Below are 23867 nucleotides of genomic sequence, written 5' to 3'. Positions count from 1 at the left end.
GACTGCGAGACGTCTGCATGGCAACGCTTTACCTGGCCTCCGCTTCACCGCGGCGCAGCGAATTGCTGAAACAGATCGGCGTCCCCTTTCTCACACGGATTGTCCCCATCGACGAAACGCCGCAAGCCGACGAGGCGCCGGAGGCTTATGTCGAGCGTCTGGCGCTGGCCAAAGCTGTAGCGGTGCTCGACAGCCTGACAGAGTGTGATGGCGCCGTGGTGCTGGGCTCAGATACTGCGGTGGTGCTCGATGGGCGCATCCTCGGCAAGCCCATCGACCGCGCCGACGCGGTGGCTACGCTGACCGCCTTGTCAGGCCGTGAGCATCAGGTACTGACCGCTGTCGCGCTGATCAGCAATGAGCGTAGCGGTGCCCGTGTGGTGACCAGCACGGTGCGTTTCAAGCCGCTCAGTCAGGCACAGATCGAAGCTTATTGGGAGACCGGTGAGCCGCATGACAAGGCCGGCAGTTATGGTATTCAGGGTTTGGCTGCGGTTTTCGTCAGCCAGATGCAGGGCAGTTATTCGGCGGTGGTCGGCCTGCCGTTGTGCGAGACTGCGGAGCTGCTCGCGGAATTCGCGATTCCGTGCTGGCAATGACTGCCAGCGCATAACCCAGAGGTTGCAGGCCGCGATGTGCCGGGCTCATTTGAGCCTACCGCTGCTTTCAGCTTCATCTCAAACAGAGATGGGCGCATGAGTGAAGAAATTCTGATCAACATCACGCCGATGGAATCGCGCGTGGCGGTGGTGGAAAACGGTGTCCTGCAGGAGGTGCACGTCGAGCGTACCCAGCGCCGTGGCATCGTCGGCAACATCTACAAAGGCAAAGTGGTGCGTGTGCTGCCCGGCATGCAGGCGGCTTTCGTCGACATCGGCCTGGATCGCGCGGCGTTCATTCATGCCTCGGAGATTTCCAGCCGTGAAGGCAGCGCCGTGGAAACCATTAGTGCCCTGGTGCACGAAGGCCAGAGCCTGGTTGTGCAGGTCACCAAGGATCCGATCGGCAGCAAGGGCGCCCGACTGACCACTCAGCTGTCGATTCCCTCGCGCTACTTGGTGTACATGCCGCGCACCAGCCATGTCGGCATTTCCCTGAAGATAGAAGATGAAGCCGAGCGTGAACGCCTCAAGCAGGTCGTGTCCGATTGTGTCGCTATCGAAGGCATCGAAGAGGCTGGCGGTTTTATCCTGCGTACGGCCGCCGATGGCGCGCGCGCTGATGAAATCCTCGCGGACATCCGTTACCTGCGTCGCCTGTGGATGCAGATCAGCGAGCAGATGAAGAGTGCGCCGACCCCCTCGGTTATCTACGAAGATCTCAGCCTGGCCCTGCGTACTCTGCGCGACCTGGTCGGGCCGCGTAGCGAGAAGATTCGCGTCGACTCTCGGGAAACCTTTCAGAAGATCACTCAGTTCGTTGCCGAACTGATGCCGGAAGTCTCTGACCGCTTGGAGCATTACCCAGGCGAGCGACCGATTTTCGACCTGCACGGCATTGAGGACGAGATCCAGAAAGCGCTGGAGCGCAAGGTGCCGCTCAAGTCCGGTGGTTACCTGATCATCGACCCGGCCGAGGCGATGAGCACCATTGACGTGAATACCGGCGCGTTCGTCGGCCATCGCACGCTCGAAGAAACCATCTTCAAGACCAACCTCGAGGCGGCCACCGCCATCGCCCGGCAACTGCGCCTGCGCAACCTGGGCGGGATCATCATCATCGACTTCATCGACATGGAAGACGAAGAGCATCAGCGCCAGGTGTTACGTGCCCTGGAGAAACAGCTGGAGCGTGATCACGCCAAGACCAACATCATCGGCATCACCGAACTCGGCCTGGTGCAGATGACCCGCAAGCGCACGCGCGAGAGCCTCGAACAGGTGCTCTGCGAGCCGTGCAGCCACTGCCAGGGCCGCGGCAAGCTGAAGACTGCGGAAACCACCTGTTACGAGATCTTCCGCGAGATCCTTCGTGAGGCCCGCGCCTATCAGCCCCTGGGCTACCGTGTGCTGGCCAATCAGAAGGTGGTCGATCGCCTGCTCGACGAAGAGTCGGGCAACGTCGCCGACCTCGAAGCATTCATTGGACGAACCATCAAGTTCCAGGTCGAAACCATGTACTCCCAGGAACAATACGATGTGGTGCTGCTATAACGAGGCCCGGCTGGGCCGGGGCGTGAACTGAATGGAGCGGCTGGGGCTGGCGTTCGCCGCACTGCTGCGTTGGAGTCTGGGGCTGTGTGCCCTGGGGTTGGTGCTGGCCGCCTTTTACGTGAGCCTTGGTCGTCAGTTGGTGCCGCTGGTCGCCGAGTACCAAGAAGAGGCGCAAGCCCGTGCCACCGAGGCGCTGGGCATGCCAGTCAGTATTGGCGCCCTGGAAGGTCACTGGAGCGGTTTCTCGCCGTTGCTGACGGTGCGCGATCTTCGCCTTGGCGAGGGTGACCAGGGCCTGACCCTTCAACATGTGCGGGTGGTGCCCGACCTGCTTAGCAGTCTGATGGCCTGGCAGCCGCGTATCGCCGAGCTGCAACTTGACGGCCTGAGCCTGACGCTGCGCCAGGACGAGCAGGGCGCATGGCGCGTGGAAGGCCTGCCGCAGCGGCAGAATCAGCCACCGCTGGATATCGCCAAGGTGCTGCGCCAGTCGCAGATGGTCAGCCGCATCGCGCTGTTCGATAGCCAGGTGAGCGTTCAGGCTCAGGATCTGCAACCCTTCGGCCTTACGGCCATCAACCTGAGCCTGAGCAATGGCAGCTCTCGCCAGCGTCTGGATGCCCGCGTGCAACTGCCGGATGGTCAGCCACTCGCGCTGCAGGTGCGTACGCGTATGCAGGCCGAGCACTGGCAGGATATGCGCGCCGAGTTCTACCTCAGCGCACCGCAGAGCGACTGGGCTACCTGGCTGCCGCCAGCCCTGACCCGCGACTGGCACCTCGACCACCTGCAACTGGGCGGCGAGGCATGGGGGCTGTGGGACAAACGCAATTTGCAGCGCGCTGTTACCCGCCTGCATGCCCCGCAGTTCGAGGGACGTTACGGCGAGCGTAAGGCCGTGGCGCTGAATGACCTGTCCCTGAATGCTTATTTCGAGCGCAAGGACGGCAACTTCGATCTGTTGCTCGACGACTTCGCCTTCAGCCGTGGCGACAACCGCTGGGGCGAGGCGCGTATTGCCCTCGGCCATCAGGCGGCCAGTGGCGAGCAGTCCCAGCGCTGGAGTCTGAGCGCCGATCGCCTCGACGTCGGCCCTCTGGTGCCTTTGGTGGAAGGCCTGGCGCCGATGCCGGAAACTGCCCTTGATCTGCTGCAGACGCTCAAGCCCCATGGCGCGTTGCGCAACCTCAATGCCAGCTTCCGCCCCGAGTTCGAGGGGCCGGAGCGCCTGCAGTTTTCAGCCAATCTGGAGCGCGTCGGCTTCTCCGCCTGGCACGCCTCGCCTGCCGTCGAGAACGGCAGCGGCAGCATCACTGGCGATCTGGGCCAGGGCGAGCTGAAGGTCGACAGCGAAGACTTCTCCCTGCATCTCACCACCTTGTTCCCCAAAGCCTGGAAGTATCAGCAAGCCAAAGGCCGACTGACCTGGACGCTCAATGACGAAGGTTTCACCCTGCGTGCCCCGTACCTGCAGGTGCAGGGTGAAGAGGGCAAGATCGCCGGTGATTTCCTGATCCGCATGCTCAAGGATCCCGAGCGTGAGGACTACATGGATCTGCGTGTCGGCATGCGTGACGGCGATGCGCGGTTCACCGAGAAGTACCTGCCGACGCCGGTGCTCAGCCCGGCGCTGGACGAGTGGCTGAAAACCGCGATTCGCGGTGGCAAGGTGGAAGAAGGTTATTTCCAGTATCAGGGTTCGATCAACCGCAACCCGGATCCTGCCGTGCGCAGCATCAGCCTGTTCTTCGCGGTGCAGGATGCCGAGCTGGCCTTCCAGCCCGGTTGGCCGGCGCTGCACGATGCCCGTGGTGAGGTGCTAATCGAGGACAGTGGCGTTCGAGTGCGCGTCTCCGAAGGACGTATCCTCGACAGCCAGGTGCGTGAGGCCTATGCCGACATCGCCCATGTCGATGCTGGAGAAACCCCGCACCTCAAGCTCAAGGGCAAGTTGCAGAGCAGTGTCGGCGACGGCTTGAAGATCCTTCAGGAAACGCCCCTCGGGGTTGCCGATACCTTCGCCGGCTGGAAAGGCGCGGGCGCCCTGAGTGGTGCGCTGGATCTGGATATCCCGCTGCACAAGGGCGAACAGGCCAACGTGATCGTCGACTTCAGTGCCAACAAGGCCTCGCTGAGCATCAGCAAGCCGGCGCTGGAGCTGAGCGACGTGACCGGAGACTTTCGTTTCGACACCAGCAAGGGCCTTAGCGCGCCCTCGATCAGCGCCCGTGCGCTGGGCCATGCGGTGACCGGCAAGGCTATTGCCGATGGCCGGCCAGGCCAGGCGCGCAGCCGCATCGAAGCCAACGGGATCATTCCGCTGGCCAACCTCACTGGCTGGCTGGGAGTGACACAGCCGTTGCCTGCCCAGGGGAATGTGCCGTATCGCCTGCGCCTGAGCCTCGAGGGGACGGACAGTCAACTGCGAGTCGATTCCAATCTCAAGGGCCTGAGTATCAGCCTGCCGGCTCCGTTCGGCAAAACCGCCAGCGAGGAACGTTACGCCGACTGGCGCATGAATTTCGGTGGGCGCGAGCAGCGTTACTGGCTCGATTACGCCAACGTTGCCAGCTTCACCCTGGCGGCGCCGCCCGGGCAGTTCAACCAGAGCCGCGGCGAGCTGCGCCTGGGCGATGGGCCGGCGATCCTGCCGACTACTCGTGGCGTGCGCGTTCGCGGTCGGGTATCGGAAGTGAACCTGGCGGCCTGGCAGGACGTTATCAAACCTTACGAGCAAACTTCTCGTCAGGATGCCCAGCAACTGTTTACCGATGCCGAGCTGCGCATTGGACGTTTCGAGGGGCTCGGCCAGAAGCTCGATGATCTCGACGTTGGCTTGCGGCCCATCGATGGCGGCTGGTCGCTGAGTCTGGACAGTACGCTGGCCAAGGGCCGTGTCGACCTCTTCGAGGCGAGTGGCAAGCCCATCGTCGCCAATCTGGAATATGTGCGCCTGCCGGCCGCCAAGCCGAAAACCGCTGATGCGCCGGAGCCTGAAGGGCCTGATCCACTGGCCGATTTCGACCCGCGACAGATTCCGGCGCTGGATTTGCGCGTTGCCCATGTATTCCAGGGTGACGACGACATGGGCGCCTGGTCGCTGAAGGCACGTCCGGATGCTCAGGGCGTGCAGTTCAGCGATCTGGATATCAACCTCAAGGGGCTGCACCTTGGCGGCGCAATCGGCTGGCAAGGTGTGCCGGGGCAGACGCGCAGCTGGTACAAGGGCCGCATGCAGGGCGAAAAGTTGTCCGAAGTGCTGAAGGCCTGGGGCTATGCGCCCTCGGCGACCAGCGAGAGCTTCCGCCTGGACGCCGATGGGCATTGGCCTGGTTCGCCGGCCTGGTTCAACCTCAAGCGTTATTCGGGCAGCCTCGACGCGTCGCTGCGTAAGGGCCAGTTCGTCGACGTACAGGGCTCTGCATCGGCGCTGCGGGTTTTCGGCCTGCTCAATTTCAACTCCATCGGCCGCCGTCTGCGCCTGGATTTCTCCGATCTGCTCGGCAAGGGCCTGAGTTATGACCGGGTGAAAGGTAATCTGAATGCAACGGATGGCGTGTTCGTCACTCAGGAGCCGATCACCATGACCGGCCCGTCGAGCAATCTGGAACTGAACGGCACCCTGAACATGATCGACCAGGGCATCGATGCCAAGTTGCTGGTGACCCTGCCAGTTACCAACAACCTGCCGCTGGCGGCGCTGATCGTCGGCGCGCCGGCCATCGGTGGTGCGCTGTTCCTCGCTGACAAACTGCTGGGTGATCGCGTGGCGCGTTTCGCCAGTGTGCAGTACGACGTCAAGGGCACCCTGCACGATCCACAACTGACCTTCGACAAACCGTTCGAGAAACCCAACTGACCCTGGAGGCCAGCATGTCTTTCGCCGTGATCCAGATGGTCAGCCAGGACGATATCGCCGCCAACCTGCTGCAGGCTCGCCGCCTGCTCGAGGAGGCGGCCGCCGGCGGCGCGCGCCTGGCGGTGCTGCCGGAGAACTTCTCGGCCCTCGGGCGGCGCGATGCCGCCGATTTGGGACGGTTGGAAGCCAGTGGTCAGGGCCCGGTGCTGCCCTGGTTGAAACGCACCGCTCGTGACCTCAACTTATGGATAGTGGCCGGCACTCTGCCGCTGCCGCCGGCCAGTCAGCCGAATGGCAAGCCAAGAGCCTGCTCGCTGCTGCTCGACGATCAGGGTGAGACCGTCGCCCGCTACGACAAGCTGCACCTGTTCGACGTAGATGTCAGCGACAGCCGTGGCAGCTATCGCGAGTCGGACGACTACGCCCACGGCGAGCAGGTGGTGGTCGCCGATACACCCGTTGGGCGTCTGGGTTTGACCGTATGCTACGACCTGCGCTTTCCTGAACTCTATGGCGCGCTGCGTGAAGCAGGTGCCGAGCTGATCAGTGCGCCCTCGGCGTTCACCCGGGTCACCGGTGCGGCCCACTGGGACGTACTGATCCGTGCCCGTGCCATCGAAACCCAGTGCTACCTGCTGGCGGCAGCTCAGGGTGGCGTTCACCCAGGCGGTCGTGAGACCTATGGCCACACGGCCATCATCGACCCCTGGGGGCGCAAACTGGCGGAACAGGCGGATGGCGAGGCCTGGTTGCTGGCCGAGCGTGATGCGCGCGAACAAGCGGCTATCCGCGAGCGCATGCCGGTAGTGCGACACAAACGATTTTTCGCTGCGGCGCAGCCGCGGCAGCCTGATGTGGAGACGTTATGAGCGACATGTTGTTGACCGTCAGCAAGCAGATGCTGAGCCCCGGCGGTCTGACCCTGGAGCATCTGCCGGGCATTCTCGGCGAACTGGCCGGCCCCGGCATCGATGCCGCCGACCTGTACTTCCAGACCCAGGTGTCCGAAACCTGGGTGCTGGAAGATGGCATCGTCAAGGAAGGCAGTTTCAACCTCGATCAGGGCGTCGGCGTGCGCGCCCAGTCCGGTGAGAAGACCGGCTTTGCTTACAGCAATGCGATTACTCCCGAGGCCTTGAGCCAAGCGGCCCGCGCCGCCCGTTCGATCGCCCGTGCCGGGCAGCAGGGCCGCGTGCAGGCTTTTGCTGCGACCCAAGTGACGCCGCTGTATGCGCCGGAGAACCCGCTGGATGTGATCGACCGCGCGCAAAAGGTCGAGCTGCTCAAGCGTATCGATGTGGCAACTCGGGCGCTGGACCCGCGTATCAAACAGGTGACGGTCAGCCTCGCCGGTGTCTGGGATCGCATTCTGGTTGCCGCGACTGACGGCAGTCTGGGCGCCGATATTCGTCCGCTGGTGCGTTTCAACGTCAGCGTGATCGTCGAGCAGAACGGTCGTCGCGAGCGTGGTGGCCATGGCGGCGGCGGGCGAACGGACTACAGCTATTTCCTCAATGAAGACCGCGCCATGGGCTATGCCCGTGAAGCACTGCGTCAGGCCCTGGTCAACCTCGAGGCGGTTGCCGCACCGGCTGGCACCATGCCCGTGGTCATGGGCGCGGGCTGGTCGGCGTGCTGCTGCACGAGGCGGTCGGCCACGGTCTGGAGGGTGACTTCAACCGCAAGGGCAGCTCCAACTACAGCGGCAAGATCGGCCAGCAAGTGGCTTCCAAACTGTGCACCATCGTCGATGACGGCACCCTGGCCGAGCGCCGCGGCTCGCTGAGCATGGACGATGAAGGCACTCCTACCCAGTGCACCACGTTGATCGAGAACGGCGTGCTCAAGGGCTACATGCAGGACAAGCTCAATGCTCGGCTGATGGGTGTGGCGCGTACCGGTAATGGCCGTCGCGAGTCTTACGCACACCTGCCGATGCCGCGCATGACCAATACCTACATGCTGGCTGGCGAGAGCGACCCCGAGGAGATCATCCGTTCGGTGAAGAAGGGCATCTACTGCGCCAACCTGGGCGGCGGTCAGGTCGACATCACCAGCGGCAAGTTCGTGTTCTCCACCAGCGAGGCGTACCTGATCGAGGACGGCAAGATCACCGCGCCGGTCAAGGGTGCGACCCTGATTGGCAATGGCCCGGAAGCGATGAGCAAGGTGTCGATGGTCGGCAACGACTTGGCGCTCGACAGTGGCGTCGGTACTTGCGGCAAAGATGGCCAGTCGGTACCGGTTGGCGTGGGCCAGCCGACGCTGAAGATCGATGCGATCACTGTCGGTGGCACGGGCGCTTGAGAATACTGGCCGGGGTGAGCCCCGGCCATGCGAAGGGGCGAAACCTAGCGCAGTCCGCGCTGGGTTTCGTCGAGATCGCGGATGTACTTGAAGATTTTGCGTGACGAGGCGGGAGCCTTTTCCTGAGCCGCTTCATGCTGGGCATGGCGGATCAGCGCGCGCAGGTGTTGGCGGTCTGCGTCTGGGTACTCGGCGACGAACTTTTCGAGCACTTCGTCGTTACCGACGATCAGACGATCACGCCAGCGCTCGAGGTTGTGGAAACGCTCGTTGTACTGGCGCGTGGAGGCGTCGAGTTGGTCGAGGAGCGTCAGGATCGCTTCGATGTCCTGATCGCGCATCAGCTTGCCGATGAACTGCATGTGGCGTTTTTTCGCTGCATTGGCGGTGTGCTTGGGTGATTCTTCCAAGGCACGGCGCAGGCCATCAGTCAGCGGTAGCTTGTTCTGCAGATCAGGCTTGAGGCCGGCCAGGCGCTGGCCCAGCTCCTGCAACGCGTGGAACTCACGCTTGACCTGGGTTTTGCTCTTCTCGCCGGAGAAGTCGTCGAGGTAATCAGACATTTTGCGGTGATCCAATGGGAAACGCCGCCATGATAGCAGCAAGTTTCTTGCCGTATGCGCGACCAGAGTCGTTGCCGCTGCGGCTATCGTTCAGGAGTCGTTATGAGTGAAGTGGAAGTAGTCGGGCCAGGTGCGTTACCAGGCCTTCAGGCGCAGGTCGAACAGATTCTCGCCGAGGCGAAGAAACAGGGCGCGAGTGCCTGTGAAGTGGCGGTGTCGGTGGAGCAGGGGTTGTCCACCAGCGTGCGCCAGCGTGAGGTGGAAACCGTCGAGTTCAACCGCGATCAGGGCTTTGGTATCACCCTTTACGTCGGTCAGCGCAAAGGCTCGGCCAGCACCTCGGCGACCGGCGAGGCGGCGATCCGCGAAACCGTAGCGGCGGCCCTGGCCATCGCCAAACACGCGTCCGAAGACGAGAGCGCCGGTCTTGCCGACGCGGCGCTGATGGCTCGCGATATGCCGCAGCTGGATCTGTACCATGCCTGGGACATCAGCCCGGAGCAAGCGATCGAGCGCGCGCTGGTCTGTGAGGCTGCTGCCTTCGATGCCGACTCGCGTATTCGCAATGCCGATGGCACCAGCCTGAGTACCCATCAAGGCTGCCGTGTATACGGCAACAGCCACGGCTTCATCGGCGGCTACGCCAGCACCCGGCACAGCCTCAGTTGCGTGATGATTGCCGAGAGCGACGGGCAGATGCAGCGCGACTACTGGTATGACGTGAACCGTCAGGGTGAGCTGCTCGCCGATGCCGCGAGTATCGGCCGGCGCGCCGCACAGCGTGCGGTCAGCCGCCTCGGTGCGCGCCCGATACCGACCTGCGAAGTGCCGGTGCTGTTCTCCGCGGAACTGGCTACCGGTTTGTTCGGCAGCTTCCTCGGGGCGATCTCCGGTGGCGCCCTGTATCGCAAGTCATCGTTCCTCGAAGGATCCCTGGGCGAGCAACTGTTTCCTTCCTGGCTGAACCTCGACGAGCGTCCGCACATTCCCCGTGCCATGGGCAGTGCGGCGTTCGACGGCGATGGCCTGGCCACCTATGCGAAACCGTTCGTGGAGGGCGGCAGGCTGGTCTCCTACATCCTGGGCACCTACGCCGGGCGCAAACTGGGCATGCCCAGCACGGCCAATGCCGGCGGTGTGCACAACCTGTTCGTCAGCCATGGCGACGAAGATCAGCAGGCGCTGATCAAGCGCATGGGCCGTGGGCTGCTGGTCACCGAGTTGATGGGCCATGGTCTGAACATGGTCACCGGCGACTACTCCCGCGGCGCGGGCGGCTACTGGGTGGAGAATGGCGAGATTCAGTTCGCCGTGCAGGAGGTGACCATTGCCGGCAACCTGCGCGACATGCTCAAGCAGATCGTCGCAGTCGGCAGCGACCTGGAGCTGCGCAGCAATATCCGCACGGGCTCGGTGTTGATCGAGAAGATGACCGTCGCCGGCAGTTGACTCCACCGAGCGCTTTCCGCGCTCGGTTGTTGTGAGCCGTTGACGTTTCGGATCCCACTGCCGAAACGTCGACGGATTCTCGGCCTGCCACGCAATGTGGCGATGTTGCGCCTTTCTCCTCTCATTCATGGCTGCTGAAGGCAGATGGCTGCTTGTTACCTGCCGTTCGGCAACTTTCGCTTTCTGTATTTTTTGCCAATTGCCGCCGGTGCCAATCCTGCGCGGCGAGACCAATGGTGCTTCATACCAATTCGGTATTGATTATTCTTTCTAAATAGGAATTAATATTATTATCTTTTGAAAGGTGAGCCATGAGATTTCGCTCGAGCAATACGCCATGTTTGGATTGTTGGTACTGGCTGGGTTTCCGGATCCGTTGCGGGCTGCTTCCTGATGAACCAAGGCTGCTCGAGCTGCACTGGGCGCAGGGTCGCCAACTGGTCGAGCACGGTCGCTTGTGTCCCTGGCGGATGTCACTGACCACCCTGAATCTGCTCATGGATACCGCCTGCGATACGGCGCTGCCCTGGCACTGGCGCAGCGTCTGCCTGGATCACGCCTACCGCTCCCTTTACGCGCTGCAGCACCTGGCCACCGACCGCGATCAGCAGCACAGCCTGAATCGCGTTCGCAACCGCCTGGCCACCTTGCGCATGCAGCCCTCTCTTTCGATATCCGAATTGGCAGAAGGAAATCCCTATGAGTAACACCCGGATAGAACGCGACAGCATGGGCGAACTGGCCGTCCCCGCCGAGGCCCTCTACGGTGCCCAGACCCAGCGTGCGGTCAACAACTTCCCGGTATCGGGGCTGGCTATGCCCAGGGCGTTCATTCGTGCACTGGTACTGGCCAAGGCTGCCGCCGCCCGTGCCAACGTGGATCTGGAGCAGATCCTGCCTGCCCAGGGCGATGCCATCGTTGCGGCCTGCCAGCAACTGCTGGCCGAGGATTTCATGCAGCACTTCCCGGTGGATGTGTTCCAGACTGGCTCCGGCACCAGCTCCAATATGAATGCCAATGAAGTGATCGCCACCCTGGCCACCGGCATTCTCGGCGAGCCGGTGAACCCCAACGATCACGTCAACTGCGGTCAGAGCAGCAACGACATCATCCCCACCACCATCCATGTCAGTGCCGCCATCGAAGTCAGCGAGAATCTGCTGCCAGCGCTTGGTCACCTGCTCAAGGTGCTCTGCGAGAAGTCCCTCGAGGTGCAACCCTTCGTGAAGACTGGCCGCACGCACCTGATGGATGCCATGCCGGTGCGCATGAGCCAGGTACTCGATGGCTGGGCGCAGCAGATCCAGGGCAACATCCAGTTGCTCACCAGCCTGCTGCCGGCGCTCCAGGCACTGGCCCAAGGTGGTACTGCGGTCGGTACCGGCATCAACGCACATCCGCGATTTTCCGAACTATTCTGTCAGGAGCTCAATGCACTGACAGGGCGGCAATTCACCCCGGGCACCAACTTTTTCGCGCTGATCGGCTCTCAAGACACTGCGGTGGCGCTTTCCGGGCAACTGAAGACCACGGCAGTGTCGTTGATGAAGATCGCCAACGATCTGCGCTGGATGAACTCCGGCCCGCTGGCCGGCCTCAGTGAGATCGAACTCGAAGCGCTGCAACCTGGTTCCTCGATCATGCCGGGCAAGGTCAATCCGGTGATCCCGGAAGCCACTGCCATGGTCGCGGCTCAGGTCATCGGCAATGACACCAGCATTGCGGTGGCGGGGCAGTCCGGCAATTTTGAGCTGAACGTGATGCTGCCGGTGATCGCTCACAATCTGCTCGGCAGCATCGAGTTGCTGGCCAACGCCAGCCGTCTGCTGGCGGATCGTGCCATCGCCAGCTTCAAGGTCAACGAGCCGAAGCTCAAGGAAGCACTGGGCCGCAACCCGATTCTGGTGACGGCGCTGAACCCGCTGATTGGTTATCAGAAGGCTGCGGAAATCGCCAAGAAGGCGTATCGCGAAGGTCGGCCGATCATCGACGTGGCCGAGGAAATGACCGATCTGGGACGTGCCGAACTGGAGCAGTTGCTCAACCCGGAACGCCTTACCGAAGGTGGTCTGTAACCGTTGAAACCGCCGCGCAGGTCATGTGCCTGCGCATTTTCGCCTCAGGGCGAGGAGGCAATCCCATGGAGCAGTGGAAGCGACTCATCCAGGCCGGTAACCGCTACTTCGCCGAAGGTTCCTGGGTCGAGGCGCGGGAGCAGTATCTGCAGGCGCTGGCGCTTGCCCAGGTACTGTTCGAGCGCTGGCGGGATGCCGATGCTGCGGTGGCGGCTTTCGTCGTTTCTCAGCACAACCTGGCCGATCTGCAACTGATGATCGGTCATCCGGAAGAGTCCGCCGAGCACCTCTGTGCCTGCCATGAACACCTGCTGCGCTGCATGGGCAGTGAGCACCTGTCGCCGTCTTTGCGCCAGGCTGCGCTCAATCACAGCGGCCGAACCTACACCAGTCTGTTGAACTTTGTCGCCGAGCACGGGGCCTACCCCCGTACGGATCGATTGTTGGGCGCTCATGCGCCTGGCGATGCTTCACCGGCAGAACGCCCAGCGTCTGTCGTTCGTCAGTACCATTAGAAGGAGTGAAACCATGCCGTATAGCCTGCCTGCTCTGCCTTACGCCTACGATGCCCTGGAACCGCACATCGATGCGCAAACCATGGAAATCCATCACAGCAAGCACCACCAGACCTACGTCAACAACCTCAATGCCGCTCTGGAAGGCAACTCGCTTGGCGAGCTGCCGGTCGAAGAGCTGCTCACTCGCCTCAAGGAAGTGCCGGAAGACAAGCGCGGTGCGGTGATCAACAACGGTGGTGGGCATGCCAACCATTCGCTGTTCTGGACCGTGATGAGCACCAGTGGCGGTGGTGAGCCCCAAGGTGAGTTGAAAGCCGCCATCGACAGCCAGCTGGGTGGCCTGGAGGCTTTCAAGGAAGCCTTCACCAAAGCCGCACTTACCCGCTTCGGCAGCGGCTGGGCCTGGCTCAGCGTAACGCCACAGAAGAAGCTGGTGGTTGAAAGCACCGGCAACCAGGACAGCCCGTTGATGAACGGTAATACGCCGATTCTGGGTCTGGACGTGTGGGAGCATGCCTACTACCTGCGCTACCAGAACCGTCGCCCCGAATACATCGGTGCGTTTTACAACGTCGTCGATTGGGCCGAAGTAGCGCGTCGCTATCAGGCCGCTCTGGCTTGATTGCATGCCTATGAGCCGGCATCGAGTGTACGCATGAGCCCACTGCACGAGTTGATCGCGGTCAATGGCCGTTCCTTTCGCTATGCATTGGGACTGATGCTGCTCGTCGTCGGCGGCACCATCCTTGCCATCAAGGTCTGGAGTGGTTTGCAGAGCCGGCTTTCGCCGGCTCTGTGGTATGCCTGGCAAGGCGGCATGCTGTGTGCTCTTGGCACAGCCCTGGGCGCCTTGCCAGTTATTTTCATGCGCAGCATTTCGGCACGTTCTTACACGGCCATGCTGGGTTTCGGTGGGGGCATGATGCTCGCTGCCAGTCTTTTTTCACTACTCCCGCCAGCTTTTCAGCTGACTCACGAGCAGAGCCTGACCGCTAGTCAGGGCTCGCTGCTGGTCGCCGCGGGAGTGGTGCTCGGTGCTGGTGCCTTATGGGCGCTGGGCCACTGGTTGTCTCGTACATCGCGAGCGAGCCTGCGGGCAGATCAGGGCGTCGGCTTGAGCGTCTGGCTGTTCGTTATCGCCATCGTTCTGCACAACGTGCCGGAAGGAATGGCGGTCGGTGTGGCGGCCGCGGCCAATCTGTCGAATGCCGATGGATTGGCGCTGGGGATTGCGTTGCAGGACGTGCCCGAGGGGCTGATTATCGCCCTGGTGCTGGCGGGGGCGGGAATGTCGCGATGGAAGGCGGTTTTCTGCGGCGCCGCCTCCGGGTTGGTCGAGCCGATGTTCGCGCTGCTTTCGGCCTGGTTGGTCGGCGTGTCGTTGCAGTTGCTGCCCTGGGGGCTGGCGATCGCGGCGGGGGCAATGCTCTTGGTGGTGATACGCGAGATCATTCCCAAGCTGTATCGACGCAGTGACATGCCACCGGCCGTACTGGGTTTTGCGTCGGGGTTCGTGCTGATGTTGGCTGTGGGCAATGCCCTGAACGTCTGAGGGCGATCACTCGCCTTCGTCGAAGTAGTTATTGATCAGGTCAATCAGCGCCTGCAGTGCTTCCTCTTCCCGCTCGCCCTCGGTCGCCAGATGCACGATGGTGCCCTTGCCGGCGGCGAGCATCATCACCGCCATGATGCTCTTGCCATCTACCAGGCTCTCGACGCTGCGCCCGATTCTCACCTGGCAGGGAAAACGCCCTGCGACCCCGACGAACTTGGCGGCCGCACGCGCGTGCAGGCCGAGTTTGTTGATGATGGTGATTTCACAGGCGGGCATCGCGGCAATTCCTTAACTGAGGTCGCGGTGGCGGATCTGAACGTTCTTCAGCAGCGGTTTGAGGGCATGCCCCAGGCGGTTGGCTAGGTACACCGAACGATGATGGCCGCCGGTGCAGCCAATCGCAACGGTGACGTAGGAGCGGTTGCTGGCGGCGAAGCGCGGCAGCCATTTGTGCAGGTAGGTGAAGATGTCCTGGTACATGTCCTGGACGTCCTCTTGGGCGGCCAGGTATTCCTCTACGGGCTGTTCGAGGCCGGTGAAGTCACGCAGTTCAGGCTTCCAGTAGGGGTTGGGCAGGCAGCGTACGTCGAACACCAGGTCTGCATCCACCGGCATTCCCCGTTTAAAACCGAAGGATTCGATCAGATAGGCAGTGCCCGGCTCCGGCTGGTTGAGCAGGCGCAGCTTGAGGGTGTCGCGCAACTGATAAAGATTCAGGTGAGTGGTGTCGATCTTCAGGTCGGCACGGTCGATGATCGGGCTGAGCAGTTTGGTCTCGTCGACCATGGCTTCGGCCAGCGAGCGCTGGTCGTTGGTCAGCGGGTGACGTCTGCGCGTCTCCGAAAAGCGCTTGAGCAGGGTTTCTTCGCTGGCATCCAGATACAGGACATCGCAACGGATGTTGCGGCCGCGCACTTCATCAAGCAGTTCGGAAAAGCGCTTGAGCTGGCTAGGCAGGTTGCGTGCGTCTATCGACACCGCCACTTGCGGGTGCAATAGCTCGGTATGCAACAACGCCCGTTCGGCCAGCTCGGGAAGCAGGCCGGCAGGCAGGTTGTCGATGCAATAGAAACCGTTGTCCTCGAGCACGTCGAGAGCGGTGCTCTTGCCTGAGCCGGAACGGCCGCTGACGATAATCAGGCGCATGGGCTCATCCTGTGTAGGGCTATTGGCCGTTCTGCACGTTCACTACGGTCTGGTACAGCGACTCACTGTCTTGAGCCTGGCGCAGTCGCTCGCGAACGTCCTCGCGGTCGAACATGCTGGCGATCTGGCGCAGCAGTTCCAGGTGCTCATCGGTCGCCGCTTCGGGCACCAGCAGCACGAACAGCAGATCGACGGGCGCGCCGTCGATAGCGTCGAAGTCGACCGCAGCATCGAGTTTCAGCAGTGCACTGATCGGTGAGCTGCAGCCGGGCAGGCGGCAGTGAGGGATGGCGATGCCATTACCAAAACCGGTCGAGCCGAGCTTTTCACGGGCAATCAGGCTTGCATAGATGGTCTGGCCATCGAGATCGGGCAAGTCGCGCGCGATCACGGCAGCAATCTGTTCGAGTACACGCTTTTTACTGCCACCCGGCACGTTCACGAGGGAACGGCCGGGGGTCAGGATATTTTCAAGTCGGATCATAGGAGAAGGACGAGGTCAGCGGGCCATTGCGCCCTGCTGGCGGTCGAGCTGTTTTTCCTTGTGCTTGATGAGTTGGCGGTCGAGTTTGTCGGTCAGTAGATCGATTGCAGCGTACATGTCTTCATGCTCGGCATTGGCCACCACTTCGCCTCCGGCGATATGCAAGGTAGCTTCGACTTTCTGCTTGAGCTTCTCGACCTCCAGGATGACCTGCACGTTGGTGATCTTGTCGAAGTGCCGCTCGAGACGTCCGAGCTTTTCTTCGATGTAGCTGCGTAGTGCGTCTGTCACATCCAGCTGGTGTCCACTGATGTTGACTTGCATACCGCTTCTCCTTGTTGCCGTGTGTGAGTGGCAGGCGTTGGGCCTGCCGCAGGAACACTGGGGCATATTGCTACAAGGGCACCTTACATCAGCCGTTTGCGTTCGCTCGAAGGCGCTATACCGAGCGATTCACGGTACTTGGCGACTGTGCGGCGCGCCACTTGAATGCCCTGTGCTTCCAGTAAACCAGCGATCTTGCTATCGCTCAATGGCTTTTTCGCATTTTCCGCAGCGACCAGTTTTTTGATGATCGCGCGAATCGCGGTGGAGGAACATTCGCCGCCTTCGGAGGTGCTGACGTGGCTGGAGAAGAAGTATTTCAGCTCGTAAATGCCACGCGGTGTATGCATGTATTTCTGGGTGGTGACTCGTGAGATGGTCGACTCGTGCATGCCTACTGCTTCCGCGATGTCATGCAGCACCAGCGGCTTCATGGCTTCGTCGCCGTAGTCGAGGAAGCCGCGCTGGTGCTCGACGATCTGCGTCGCGACCTTCATCAGGGTCTCGTTGCGGCTCTGCAGGCTCTTGATGAACCAGCGCGCTTCCTGCAACTGATTGCGCATGAAGGTGTTGTCGGCGCTGGAGTCGGCACGTTTCACGAAGCCTGCGTACTGTGCGTTGACGCGCAGGCGCGGCATGGCTTCCTGGTTGAGCTCTACCAGCCAGCGATCGTTGTGCTTGCGCACGATCACGTCAGGCACCACGTACTCGGGCTCGCTTGATTCGATCTGCGAGCCAGGGCGCGGGTTGAGGCTTTGAATCAGCTCGATGACCGGGCGCAGCTCGTCTTCCTTGAGCTTCATGCGGCGCATCAACTGGCTGTAGTCGCGGCTGCCGAGCAGGTCGAGATAATCGCCAGTGAGGCGCAGGGCCTCGCTCAACCAGGGCGTGTTGGCCGGCAGCTGGCGCAGTTGCAGTAGCAGGCATTCACGCAGGTCACGGGCGGCGATGCCGGACGGTTCGAACTGCTGGATGCGGTGCAGCACGGCTTCGACTTCATCGAGCTCGACATCGAGTTCTGGGTCGAAGGCGTCGGTGATTTCTTCGAGGGTTTCTTCGAGGTAGCCCTGACCGTTGATGCAGTCGATCAGGGTGACGGCGATCAGGCGATCCTTGTCGGACATCGGTGCCAGATTGAGCTGCCAGAGCATGTGGCTCTGCAGGCTTTCGCCAGCGGAGGTGCGAGTGGTGAAGTCCCATTCGTCATCATCATTGCTCGGCAGGCTGCTGGCGCTGGTCTGGTAGACGTCTTCCCAAGCGGTGTCGACCGGCAGCTCGCTGGGGATACGCTCGCCCCAATCGCCTTCTTCAAGGTTATCGACGGTCTGGGTGTTTTCCTGGAAAGTCGGCTCCTGAAATTTCTCTTCCTGGGCGGCCGCGGTGGGTGCACTTTCCGCGCCGTCGGCCATGGGATCCGAATTGTCGAAGTCGTCGCCTTCTTCCTGACGCTCGAGCATCGGGTTTGACTCCAGTGCCTCCTGGATCTCCTGTTGCAGATCCAGAGTCGACAGTTGGAGCAGGCGAATGGCTTGTTGCAGCTGCGGTGTCATCGTCAGCTGCTGGCCCATTTTCAGGACTAGCGATGGTTTCATTGCAGACCTTATCTGGCGTCTGTGCGCGATCCACGACAGGGCGCCAAAGCGCCACTAGGAAGCAAATTATATGCCTGAACCCGAGTGTTTTGCCTAGAGCCCGTTACCATTTCATTACGACCATGTCGTGGGGTAACAGGCTCTCAGGGGTACTCATCGGCGGGAAATCCGTTACAGGCGGAATTCGTGGCCCAGGTAAACTTCCTTAACCACCTGGTTGGCCAGGATCGCAGCGGAGTCACCCTCGGCGATCAGTTGGCCGTCGCTGACGATATAGGCGGTTTCGCAGATATCCAGGGTTTCGCGCACGTTGTGGTCGGTGATCAGCACGCCAATGCCTTTGGCCTTGAGGTGGTGAATGATTTGCTTGATGTCACCGACCGAGATCGGGTCGACGCCGGCGAAGGGCTCATCGAGAAGGATGAATTTCGGCGAAGTGGCGAGGGCGCGGGCGATCTCCACGCGGCGACGCTCACCACCCGAGAGGCTCATGCCCAGGTTGTCGCGGATGTGCGTTATGTGGAATTCCTGCAACAGACCTTCCAGCTCCTGCAGACGCTGCGCGCGGTTGAGATCCTTGCGTGTTTCCAGGATCGCCATGATGTTGTCGGAGACACTCAGCTTGCGAAAGATCGAGGCTTCCTGAGGCAGGTAGCCGATCCCGGCGCGAGCACGGCCATGCATGGGCTGGTGGCTGACGTCGAGATCGTCGATCAGTACGCGACCCTGATCGGCCTGAACCAAGCCGACGATCATGTAGAAACAGGTGGTCTTGCCGGCGCCGTTGGGGCCGAGCAGGCCAACAATCTGGCCGCTTTCGATGCTCAGGCTGACGTCACGAACGACCTGGCGGCCTTTATAGCTTTTGGCCAAGTGCTGGGCTTTCAAAATCGCCATCGTTATTGGCCCTGCTCGGCGGCGGGTTTCTTCTGCGGCTGGATCACCATGTCGATACGCGGGCGCGGGGTCGACACGTTGCTGCCCGTGGCGCGGCCAGCATTGACGATCTGGCGCTGGGTGTCATAGACGATCTTCTCGCCTTCGAAGGTGTTGCCTTCCTGAACCACCTTGGCCTGGTCGATCAGTACGATGCGCTCATTGGCCGCGAAGTACTGGATGGTCAAGCCGTAAGCCTTGACGATTTGCTTGTCGATCGAGGGTTTCTGCTCGTAATAGGCTGGTTTGCCCACCGAGGTGAACACATCGACTTCACCCTGTGCATTCTGGGTGATGGTGACGGTGTCGCCAGTGATTTTTAGAGTGCCCTGAGTGATGACGACATCGCCGCGGTACACCGCCACGCCTTGCTTGTCGTCCAGCTCAGCACTGTCGGCCTGCACGCGGATCGGTTGATCGCGGTCGCTCGGCAGAGCCCAGGCGCTTGCGCTTCCGAGCGTGGCGCCGAGGCTGAGAAGTAGGGGGAGGGTTTTAACGAACCTCATGCTGGCCTCTTACGTTGGACTGCAGGAGCATCCTGCCGTCATTCAAGTACGCTTTCATTCCTTGTGCCGTGGTCACCCCGTTGGCCGCGTCGATTCTAACGGCTTGCTGGGTCTGCGCATATTCCTTCTGTGGGAATACGGTCAGGCGGCTGGTGGTAAGTATAGTGGCGCGGCCCTTTTCGTCTGTGCGTTCAACGCGAACCTGGTCGATCAACTCGACCTCTTCGCCATCGGGACCTACTTCACCGCGGGCGCTGCGTACCTTCCAGGGGAGTTCGGTGCCGCGGAACAGGTTCATGCGCGGTTCGGTGAGCAGGGTGATGTCGGTGCTTTGCACGTGCTCGAGGCGGTCGCTGGTCATGTCGCTCTGCACCTTGCCATCGGGCAGGTACTGCACGCTGCGAGCATTTACGGCGTAGAAGTCGATGGGATTTTCCGGGCCGCTCTGCTGTGGGGCGCTGGAGAAACTGTCCGGGTTGATGTTCCAGTACCCGGCTGCCACCAGCAGCAGGGCGCCGAAGGTCAGCAGGACGGGTGTGATGAATTTGCGCAACATCAGTAAACCCCTAAAGGTAGGCGGCTTGGGCGGCTTCGAGAGTGCCCTGGCCACGCATGATCAGTTCGCAGAATTCGCGTGCCGCACCTTCGCCGCCGCGCGCTTGTGTGACGCCGTGGGCATGCTCGCGCACAAATTCGTTGCCGCTGGCTACCGCCATACCCAGGCCGACACGGCGGATTACCGGCAGATCCGGCAAGTCGTCACCCAGGTAGGCCACCTGCTCGTAACTGAGGCCCAGCTCGGCGAGCAGTTCGTCGAGCACGTCGAGTTTGTCTTCACGGCCCTGGTACAAGTGCTGGATACCCAGGTTCTGTGCACGGCGCTCGACTACGGGAGTCTTGCGGCCGCTGATGATGGCCGTGCGTACGCCAGAGTTGATCAGCATCTTGATGCCCTGGCCATCCAGGGTATTGAAGGTCTTGAACTCGCTGCCATCAACGAGAAAGTACAGCTTGCCGTCGGTGAGTACGCCGTCGACATCGAAAATCGCCAGTTTGATGGCGTGAGTGCGCTGCAGCAGGTCGTTCATCACATCACTCCCGCGCGCAGCAGATCGCCAAGGTTGAAGGCGCCTACAGGACGACCACTGGTATCGATCACCACCAGCGCGCTGATCTTGTTGTCTTCCATTATTTTCAGGGCTTCGGCGGCAAGCATATCAGCACGAGCGGTTTTGCCGTTGGGCGTCATGACGTCGTCGATGCACGCATCACGCACATCAATACCTTTATCCAGGGCGCGGCGCAGGTCACCGTCGGTGAAGACCCCGGCCAGGCGGCCGTCGTCTTCCAGTACGGCGGTCATGCCCAGGCCTTTCTGGGTCATCTCAAGCAGGGCTTCGCGCAGGCTGGTGCCACGATTGACCTTGGGCAGGCTGTCGCCAGCGTGCATGACGTTCTCGACTTTGAGCAGCAGGCGACGACCCAGGGCGCCACCGGGATGGGAGAAGGCGAAGTCTTCGGCAGTGAAACCGCGGGCTTCCAGCAGCGCGATGGCCAAGGCGTCGCCCAGTACCAGGGAGGCGGTGGTGGAGGAGGTCGGCGCCAAGTTGAGTGGGCACGCTTCCTTGGCTACGCGGGTGTCGAGGTTGACTTCGGCAGCCTTCGAGAGCGGCGACTCGGGGTTGCCGGTCATGCTGATCAGGGTGATGCCGAGGCGCTTGATCAGCGGCAGCAAGGTCACGATTTCGGCCGTGGAGCCTGAGTTGGACAGGGCCAGGACGACGTCGTCACGGGTGATCATGCCCATGTCGCCATGGCTGGCTTCAGCAGGGTGCACGAAGAAAGCGGTAGTGCCGGTGCTGGCCAGGGTCGCGGCAATCTTGTTGCCGATATGCCCGGATTTTCCCATCCCGACCACCACCACACGGCCCTTGCTGGCGAGAATCAGCTCGCACGCCTTGACGAAGTCAGCGTCAATACGGGGCAGCAGCTCTTGTACCGCCTCGATCTCTAGACGGATGGTGCGCTGTGCGGAATCAATCAGGTCGCGGGTCTGGTTCATGCTCTGCTTGGGCTGCTGTACGAAAAAGACAGGGATTATAGCGGGAAAGACTCCGCGACTCATCATCCATGGCGTGGCTGCGAAATGGCAAAGCTGTCACAAGCCTGAACGTCGTGGGTTCTCAGCTTTGGTGGGCTATTGGGCAAATGCTATAGTCCGCAACCATTTTGGGGCCCGTGTGGCTGATCATCGTGTCCTTATTCCGATGCGGGGCGTCAGATTAGGAAGGCAGTACGTAATGGAGTTCCGATGAGCGCCGAAAATCAGTATGCGGTCGAGCTTAAAAACGTAAGTTTTCAGCGCGGCGAGCGTCACATCTTCAAGAACGTCGACATATGCATCCCGCGGGGCAAGGTTACTGGGATCATGGGGCCCTCTGGCTGCGGTAAAACCACGCTGTTACGGCTGATCGCGGCCGAGCTGCGGCCCAGTAGCGGCCAAATCCACGTCAATGGCCTGAATCTGCCTGATCTGTCGCGCAGTGAGCTGTTCGACATGCGCAAGCAAATGGGCGTGCTGTTCCAGAGTGGTGCGCTGTTTACCGATCTGGATGTGTTCGAGAATGTGGCATTTCCTCTGCGTGTACACACTCGACTGCCCGAAGAAATGATTCGTGACATTGTTCTGATGAAGCTGCAGGCGGTTGGCTTGCGTGGCGCCATCGAGTTGATGCCCGATGAGCTCTCCGGCGGTATGAAGCGGCGCGTTGCGTTAGCTCGGGCAATTGCTCTGGATCCACAGATACTGATGTATGACGAGCCGTTCGTGGGGCAGGATCCAATTGCCATGGGCGTGCTGGTGCGCCTGATCCGTTTGCTCAACGATGCGTTGGGCATCACCAGTATCGTGGTGTCCCACGATCTGGCGGAGACAGCGAGCATCGCCGATTACATTTATATAGTCGGCGACAGCCAAGTGCTGGGGCAGGGAACACCCGCCGAGCTGCGCGACTCTGAGAATCCGCGGGTACGGCAGTTCATGCAGGGAACGCCGGACGGGCCGGTTCCCTTCCATTTTCAAGCGCCGAGTTACCACGACGATCTACTGGGGAGGCGCTGATGCGCAGGACATCTTCACTCGAGCGCGTGCGCCTGTTCGGGCGTGCGGGCATCGACGTGGTTGCCACGCTGGGGCGTTCGACGATCTTTCTGCTACGCGCGCTGTTCGGGCGGGGTACGTCAGGTAATTCGCTGCAGTTGTTGATCAAGCAGCTGTATTCGGTGGGCGTGCTTTCGCTGGCGATTATTGTGGTTTCCGGCTTGTTTATCGGCATGGTGCTGTCGCTGCAGGGGTTCAGCATTCTCGCCAAATACGGTTCCGAGCAGGCGGTCGGGCAGATGGTCGCCCTGACGCTGCTACGTGAACTGGGGCCAGTGGTCACTGCGCTGCTGTTCGCCGGCCGCGCGGGTTCCGCGCTGACGGCTGAGATCGGCAATATGAAGTCCACCGAGCAGCTGTCGAGCCTGGCAATGATCGGTGTCGATCCGCTCAAGCACATCGTCGCACCGCGGCTGTGGGCCGGCTTCATCTCCATGCCGCTGCTGACGATGATTTTCAGCGTGGTTGGTATCTGGGGTGGCGCGATGGTCGCCGTCGACTGGCTGGGCGTTTACGAGGGCTCATTCTGGGCCAATATGCAAAACAGTGTTTCGTTCCGCGAAGACGTGCTCAACGGGATAATCAAAAGCCTGGTGTTCGCCTTCGTCGTCACCTGGATCGCGGTGTTCCAGGGTTACGACTGCGAACCGACCTCGGAAGGTATCAGCCGCGCGACCACCCGAACGGTGGTGTACGCCTCGCTGGCCGTATTGGGGCTGGACTTCATTCTGACCGCTTTGATGTTTGGAGATTTCTGATGCAAAACCGCTCGATGGAAATCGGTGTCGGCCTGTTCCTTCTGGCTGGCTTGCTGGCCTTGTTGTTGCTGGCTCTGCGTGTCAGTGGCCTGGCGCCAGGCAATGCCGTTGACACTTACAAGGTCTACGCACACTTCGAAAATATCGCCGGCCTTACCATGCGCGCCAAGGTGACCATGGCAGGTGTGAGCATCGGCCGTGTCACTGCGATCGATCTGGATCGTGACAGCTACACCGGGCGCGTAACGATGGAACTCGACGGCAGTGTCGACAATCTTCCGTTGGACTCTACCGCGTCGATTCTCACTGCAGGCTTGCTCGGTGAAAAGTACGTGGGGATCAGTGTCGGTGGCGACGAGGAGTTGCTGGCCGATGGCGGAACCATTCATGACACCCAGTCTTCTCTGGTGCTTGAGGATCTGATTGGCAAATTTCTGCTCAATTCGGTCAACAGAGATCAGGACAGCCAATGAGGTACCCG

General features: G+C 61.3%; 24 protein-coding genes and 1 pseudogene. 14 read left to right on the top strand and 11 right to left on the bottom strand.

Features of this window, described 5'->3' with window-relative positions; all coding sequences use genetic code 11:
* Nucleotides 1–17: 17 nt before the first annotated feature.
* From K5Q02_RS00320 to tldD, 5 genes and pseudogenes are all read left to right on the top strand, one after another.
* Nucleotides 18–599, top strand: a complete 582-nt coding sequence (locus K5Q02_RS00320; protein ID WP_225835265.1) for a Maf family protein — start codon at nucleotides 18–20, stop codon at nucleotides 597–599.
* A 96-nt stretch (nucleotides 600–695) separates the two neighbouring features.
* Nucleotides 696–2153 carry a ribonuclease G gene (gene rng, locus K5Q02_RS00315; protein WP_225835264.1) on the top strand — a complete coding sequence of 486 codons (1458 nt, stop codon included), beginning with the start codon at nucleotides 696–698 and terminating at the stop codon, nucleotides 2151–2153.
* Between the two features lie 31 nt (nucleotides 2154–2184).
* Entirely contained in the window at nucleotides 2185–6012 is a 3828-nt protein-coding gene (locus tag K5Q02_RS00310; protein WP_225835262.1) for a YhdP family protein, read from the top strand.
* Between the two features lie 14 nt (nucleotides 6013–6026).
* Complete coding sequence (locus K5Q02_RS00305; RefSeq protein WP_225835261.1) at nucleotides 6027–6881, top strand: carbon-nitrogen hydrolase family protein; 855 nt, start codon at nucleotides 6027–6029, stop codon at nucleotides 6879–6881.
* Nucleotides 6878–8319: pseudogene (gene tldD / locus K5Q02_RS00300) on the top strand (metalloprotease TldD). The gene K5Q02_RS00305 and the pseudogene tldD overlap by 4 nt, the downstream one beginning before the upstream one ends.
* Before the next feature lie 44 nt (nucleotides 8320–8363).
* Here tldD and yjgA read toward each other — a convergent pair.
* Nucleotides 8364–8882 (bottom strand): ribosome biogenesis factor YjgA, encoded by a 519-nt coding sequence (gene yjgA / locus K5Q02_RS00295; RefSeq protein ID WP_225835260.1) that lies wholly within the window; start codon nucleotides 8880–8882, stop codon nucleotides 8364–8366.
* 102 nt (nucleotides 8883–8984) lie between these two features.
* Between yjgA and pmbA the strand changes: the two genes are divergently transcribed.
* The 6 genes from pmbA to K5Q02_RS00265 all read left to right on the top strand — a co-directional run bounded on the left by pmbA (nucleotide 8985) and on the right by K5Q02_RS00265 (nucleotide 14477).
* Complete coding sequence (gene pmbA, locus K5Q02_RS00290; protein ID WP_225835258.1) at nucleotides 8985–10331, top strand: metalloprotease PmbA; 1347 nt, start codon at nucleotides 8985–8987, stop codon at nucleotides 10329–10331.
* A gap of 470 nt (nucleotides 10332–10801) precedes the next feature.
* Nucleotides 10802–11038 carry a hypothetical protein gene (locus K5Q02_RS00285; RefSeq protein WP_225835256.1) on the top strand — a complete coding sequence of 79 codons (237 nt, stop codon included), beginning with the start codon at nucleotides 10802–10804 and terminating at the stop codon, nucleotides 11036–11038.
* Nucleotides 11031–12407, top strand: a complete 1377-nt coding sequence (locus K5Q02_RS00280) for a class II fumarate hydratase (protein ID WP_225835254.1) — start codon at nucleotides 11031–11033, stop codon at nucleotides 12405–12407. Before K5Q02_RS00285 ends, K5Q02_RS00280 begins: the two co-directional genes overlap by 8 nt.
* Before the next feature lie 65 nt (nucleotides 12408–12472).
* Nucleotides 12473–12922, top strand: coding sequence for a hypothetical protein (locus tag K5Q02_RS00275; protein WP_225835252.1), 450 nt, complete (start codon nucleotides 12473–12475; stop codon nucleotides 12920–12922).
* Between the two features lie 13 nt (nucleotides 12923–12935).
* A complete protein-coding gene (locus K5Q02_RS00270; protein ID WP_225835250.1) occupies nucleotides 12936–13547 on the top strand; it encodes a superoxide dismutase in 612 nt (203 codons plus the stop codon).
* A gap of 33 nt (nucleotides 13548–13580) precedes the next feature.
* On the top strand, nucleotides 13581–14477 hold the full coding sequence (locus K5Q02_RS00265; RefSeq protein ID WP_225835248.1) for a ZIP family metal transporter: 897 nt from the start codon (nucleotides 13581–13583) through the stop codon (nucleotides 14475–14477).
* A 6-nt stretch (nucleotides 14478–14483) separates the two neighbouring features.
* Here the strand turns inward: K5Q02_RS00265 and K5Q02_RS00260 are convergent, their stop codons facing one another.
* From K5Q02_RS00260 to K5Q02_RS00215, 10 genes are all read right to left on the bottom strand, one after another.
* On the bottom strand, nucleotides 14484–14756 hold the full coding sequence (locus K5Q02_RS00260) for an HPr family phosphocarrier protein (RefSeq protein ID WP_225835246.1): 273 nt from the start codon (nucleotides 14754–14756) through the stop codon (nucleotides 14484–14486).
* Between the two features lie 12 nt (nucleotides 14757–14768).
* Nucleotides 14769–15626, bottom strand: a complete 858-nt coding sequence (rapZ, locus tag K5Q02_RS00255; RefSeq protein ID WP_225835244.1) for an RNase adapter RapZ — start codon at nucleotides 15624–15626, stop codon at nucleotides 14769–14771.
* Between the two features lie 19 nt (nucleotides 15627–15645).
* Nucleotides 15646–16110 (bottom strand): PTS IIA-like nitrogen regulatory protein PtsN, encoded by a 465-nt coding sequence (ptsN, locus tag K5Q02_RS00250; protein WP_225835242.1) that lies wholly within the window; start codon nucleotides 16108–16110, stop codon nucleotides 15646–15648.
* A gap of 15 nt (nucleotides 16111–16125) precedes the next feature.
* Nucleotides 16126–16434 carry a ribosome hibernation-promoting factor, HPF/YfiA family gene (gene hpf / locus K5Q02_RS00245; RefSeq protein ID WP_042554809.1) on the bottom strand — a complete coding sequence of 103 codons (309 nt, stop codon included), beginning with the start codon at nucleotides 16432–16434 and terminating at the stop codon, nucleotides 16126–16128.
* A gap of 83 nt (nucleotides 16435–16517) precedes the next feature.
* Entirely contained in the window at nucleotides 16518–18026 is a 1509-nt protein-coding gene (locus K5Q02_RS00240; protein ID WP_225835241.1) for an RNA polymerase factor sigma-54, read from the bottom strand.
* Between the two features lie 171 nt (nucleotides 18027–18197).
* On the bottom strand, nucleotides 18198–18923 hold the full coding sequence (lptB, locus tag K5Q02_RS00235; RefSeq protein ID WP_225835239.1) for an LPS export ABC transporter ATP-binding protein: 726 nt from the start codon (nucleotides 18921–18923) through the stop codon (nucleotides 18198–18200).
* A gap of 2 nt (nucleotides 18924–18925) precedes the next feature.
* On the bottom strand, nucleotides 18926–19468 hold the full coding sequence (gene lptA / locus K5Q02_RS00230) for a lipopolysaccharide transport periplasmic protein LptA (protein WP_225835238.1): 543 nt from the start codon (nucleotides 19466–19468) through the stop codon (nucleotides 18926–18928).
* On the bottom strand, nucleotides 19455–20024 hold the full coding sequence (gene lptC, locus K5Q02_RS00225) for an LPS export ABC transporter periplasmic protein LptC (RefSeq protein ID WP_225835236.1): 570 nt from the start codon (nucleotides 20022–20024) through the stop codon (nucleotides 19455–19457). Before lptC ends, lptA begins: the two co-directional genes overlap by 14 nt.
* Before the next feature lie 10 nt (nucleotides 20025–20034).
* Nucleotides 20035–20556, bottom strand: a complete 522-nt coding sequence (locus K5Q02_RS00220; protein WP_225835234.1) for a KdsC family phosphatase — start codon at nucleotides 20554–20556, stop codon at nucleotides 20035–20037.
* Entirely contained in the window at nucleotides 20556–21530 is a 975-nt protein-coding gene (locus K5Q02_RS00215) for a KpsF/GutQ family sugar-phosphate isomerase (RefSeq protein WP_225835233.1), read from the bottom strand. The genes K5Q02_RS00220 and K5Q02_RS00215 overlap by 1 nt, the downstream gene beginning before the upstream one ends.
* A gap of 249 nt (nucleotides 21531–21779) precedes the next feature.
* Between K5Q02_RS00215 and K5Q02_RS00210 the strand changes: the two genes are divergently transcribed.
* The 3 genes from K5Q02_RS00210 to mlaD are packed head-to-tail and all read left to right on the top strand — an operon-like array spanning nucleotide 21780 to nucleotide 23859.
* Nucleotides 21780–22589: an ATP-binding cassette domain-containing protein gene (locus K5Q02_RS00210; protein ID WP_225835231.1), complete on the top strand. Its 810-nt coding sequence runs from the start codon at nucleotides 21780–21782 to the stop codon at nucleotides 22587–22589.
* Nucleotides 22589–23386, top strand: coding sequence for a lipid asymmetry maintenance ABC transporter permease subunit MlaE (gene mlaE, locus K5Q02_RS00205; protein WP_225835229.1), 798 nt, complete (start codon nucleotides 22589–22591; stop codon nucleotides 23384–23386). Before K5Q02_RS00210 ends, mlaE begins: the two co-directional genes overlap by 1 nt.
* Complete coding sequence (gene mlaD / locus K5Q02_RS00200; protein WP_225835227.1) at nucleotides 23386–23859, top strand: outer membrane lipid asymmetry maintenance protein MlaD; 474 nt, start codon at nucleotides 23386–23388, stop codon at nucleotides 23857–23859. Before mlaE ends, mlaD begins: the two co-directional genes overlap by 1 nt.
* Nucleotides 23860–23867: the final 8 nt, after the last annotated feature.

Source organism: Pseudomonas sp. MM211 (assembly GCF_020386635.1).
Taxonomy (GTDB): Bacteria; Pseudomonadota; Gammaproteobacteria; order Pseudomonadales; family Pseudomonadaceae; genus Aquipseudomonas.
Note: the sequence above shows the minus strand (reverse complement) of the source record. Positions and strands in the feature narration are given on the sequence as shown.

Coding starts and splice junctions, on each gene's coding strand:
- K5Q02_RS00310 (WP_225835262.1), top strand. CDS start 2,185: ATGGAGCGGCTGGGGCTGGCGTTCGCCGCACTGCTGCGTTGGAGTCTG.
- yjgA (WP_225835260.1), bottom strand. CDS start 8,882: ATGTCTGATTACCTCGACGACTTCTCCGGCGAGAAGAGCAAAACCCAG.
- K5Q02_RS00285 (WP_225835256.1), top strand. CDS start 10,802: ATGTCACTGACCACCCTGAATCTGCTCATGGATACCGCCTGCGATACG.
- K5Q02_RS00305 (WP_225835261.1), top strand. CDS start 6,027: ATGTCTTTCGCCGTGATCCAGATGGTCAGCCAGGACGATATCGCCGCC.
- lptC (WP_225835236.1), bottom strand. CDS start 20,024: ATGTTGCGCAAATTCATCACACCCGTCCTGCTGACCTTCGGCGCCCTG.
- pmbA (WP_225835258.1), top strand. CDS start 8,985: ATGAGTGAAGTGGAAGTAGTCGGGCCAGGTGCGTTACCAGGCCTTCAG.
- rng (WP_225835264.1), top strand. CDS start 696: ATGAGTGAAGAAATTCTGATCAACATCACGCCGATGGAATCGCGCGTG.
- K5Q02_RS00265 (WP_225835248.1), top strand. CDS start 13,581: ATGAGCCCACTGCACGAGTTGATCGCGGTCAATGGCCGTTCCTTTCGC.
- K5Q02_RS00275 (WP_225835252.1), top strand. CDS start 12,473: ATGGAGCAGTGGAAGCGACTCATCCAGGCCGGTAACCGCTACTTCGCC.
- K5Q02_RS00280 (WP_225835254.1), top strand. CDS start 11,031: ATGAGTAACACCCGGATAGAACGCGACAGCATGGGCGAACTGGCCGTC.
- K5Q02_RS00260 (WP_225835246.1), bottom strand. CDS start 14,756: ATGCCCGCCTGTGAAATCACCATCATCAACAAACTCGGCCTGCACGCG.
- K5Q02_RS00215 (WP_225835233.1), bottom strand. CDS start 21,530: ATGAACCAGACCCGCGACCTGATTGATTCCGCACAGCGCACCATCCGT.
- mlaE (WP_225835229.1), top strand. CDS start 22,589: ATGCGCAGGACATCTTCACTCGAGCGCGTGCGCCTGTTCGGGCGTGCG.
- K5Q02_RS00210 (WP_225835231.1), top strand. CDS start 21,780: ATGAGCGCCGAAAATCAGTATGCGGTCGAGCTTAAAAACGTAAGTTTT.
- K5Q02_RS00270 (WP_225835250.1), top strand. CDS start 12,936: ATGCCGTATAGCCTGCCTGCTCTGCCTTACGCCTACGATGCCCTGGAA.
- lptB (WP_225835239.1), bottom strand. CDS start 18,923: ATGGCGATTTTGAAAGCCCAGCACTTGGCCAAAAGCTATAAAGGCCGC.
- rapZ (WP_225835244.1), bottom strand. CDS start 15,626: ATGCGCCTGATTATCGTCAGCGGCCGTTCCGGCTCAGGCAAGAGCACC.
- mlaD (WP_225835227.1), top strand. CDS start 23,386: ATGCAAAACCGCTCGATGGAAATCGGTGTCGGCCTGTTCCTTCTGGCT.
- K5Q02_RS00220 (WP_225835234.1), bottom strand. CDS start 20,556: ATGAACGACCTGCTGCAGCGCACTCACGCCATCAAACTGGCGATTTTC.
- K5Q02_RS00320 (WP_225835265.1), top strand. CDS start 18: ATGGCAACGCTTTACCTGGCCTCCGCTTCACCGCGGCGCAGCGAATTG.
- lptA (WP_225835238.1), bottom strand. CDS start 19,468: ATGAGGTTCGTTAAAACCCTCCCCCTACTTCTCAGCCTCGGCGCCACG.
- hpf (WP_042554809.1), bottom strand. CDS start 16,434: ATGCAAGTCAACATCAGTGGACACCAGCTGGATGTGACAGACGCACTA.
- K5Q02_RS00240 (WP_225835241.1), bottom strand. CDS start 18,026: ATGAAACCATCGCTAGTCCTGAAAATGGGCCAGCAGCTGACGATGACA.
- ptsN (WP_225835242.1), bottom strand. CDS start 16,110: ATGATCCGACTTGAAAATATCCTGACCCCCGGCCGTTCCCTCGTGAAC.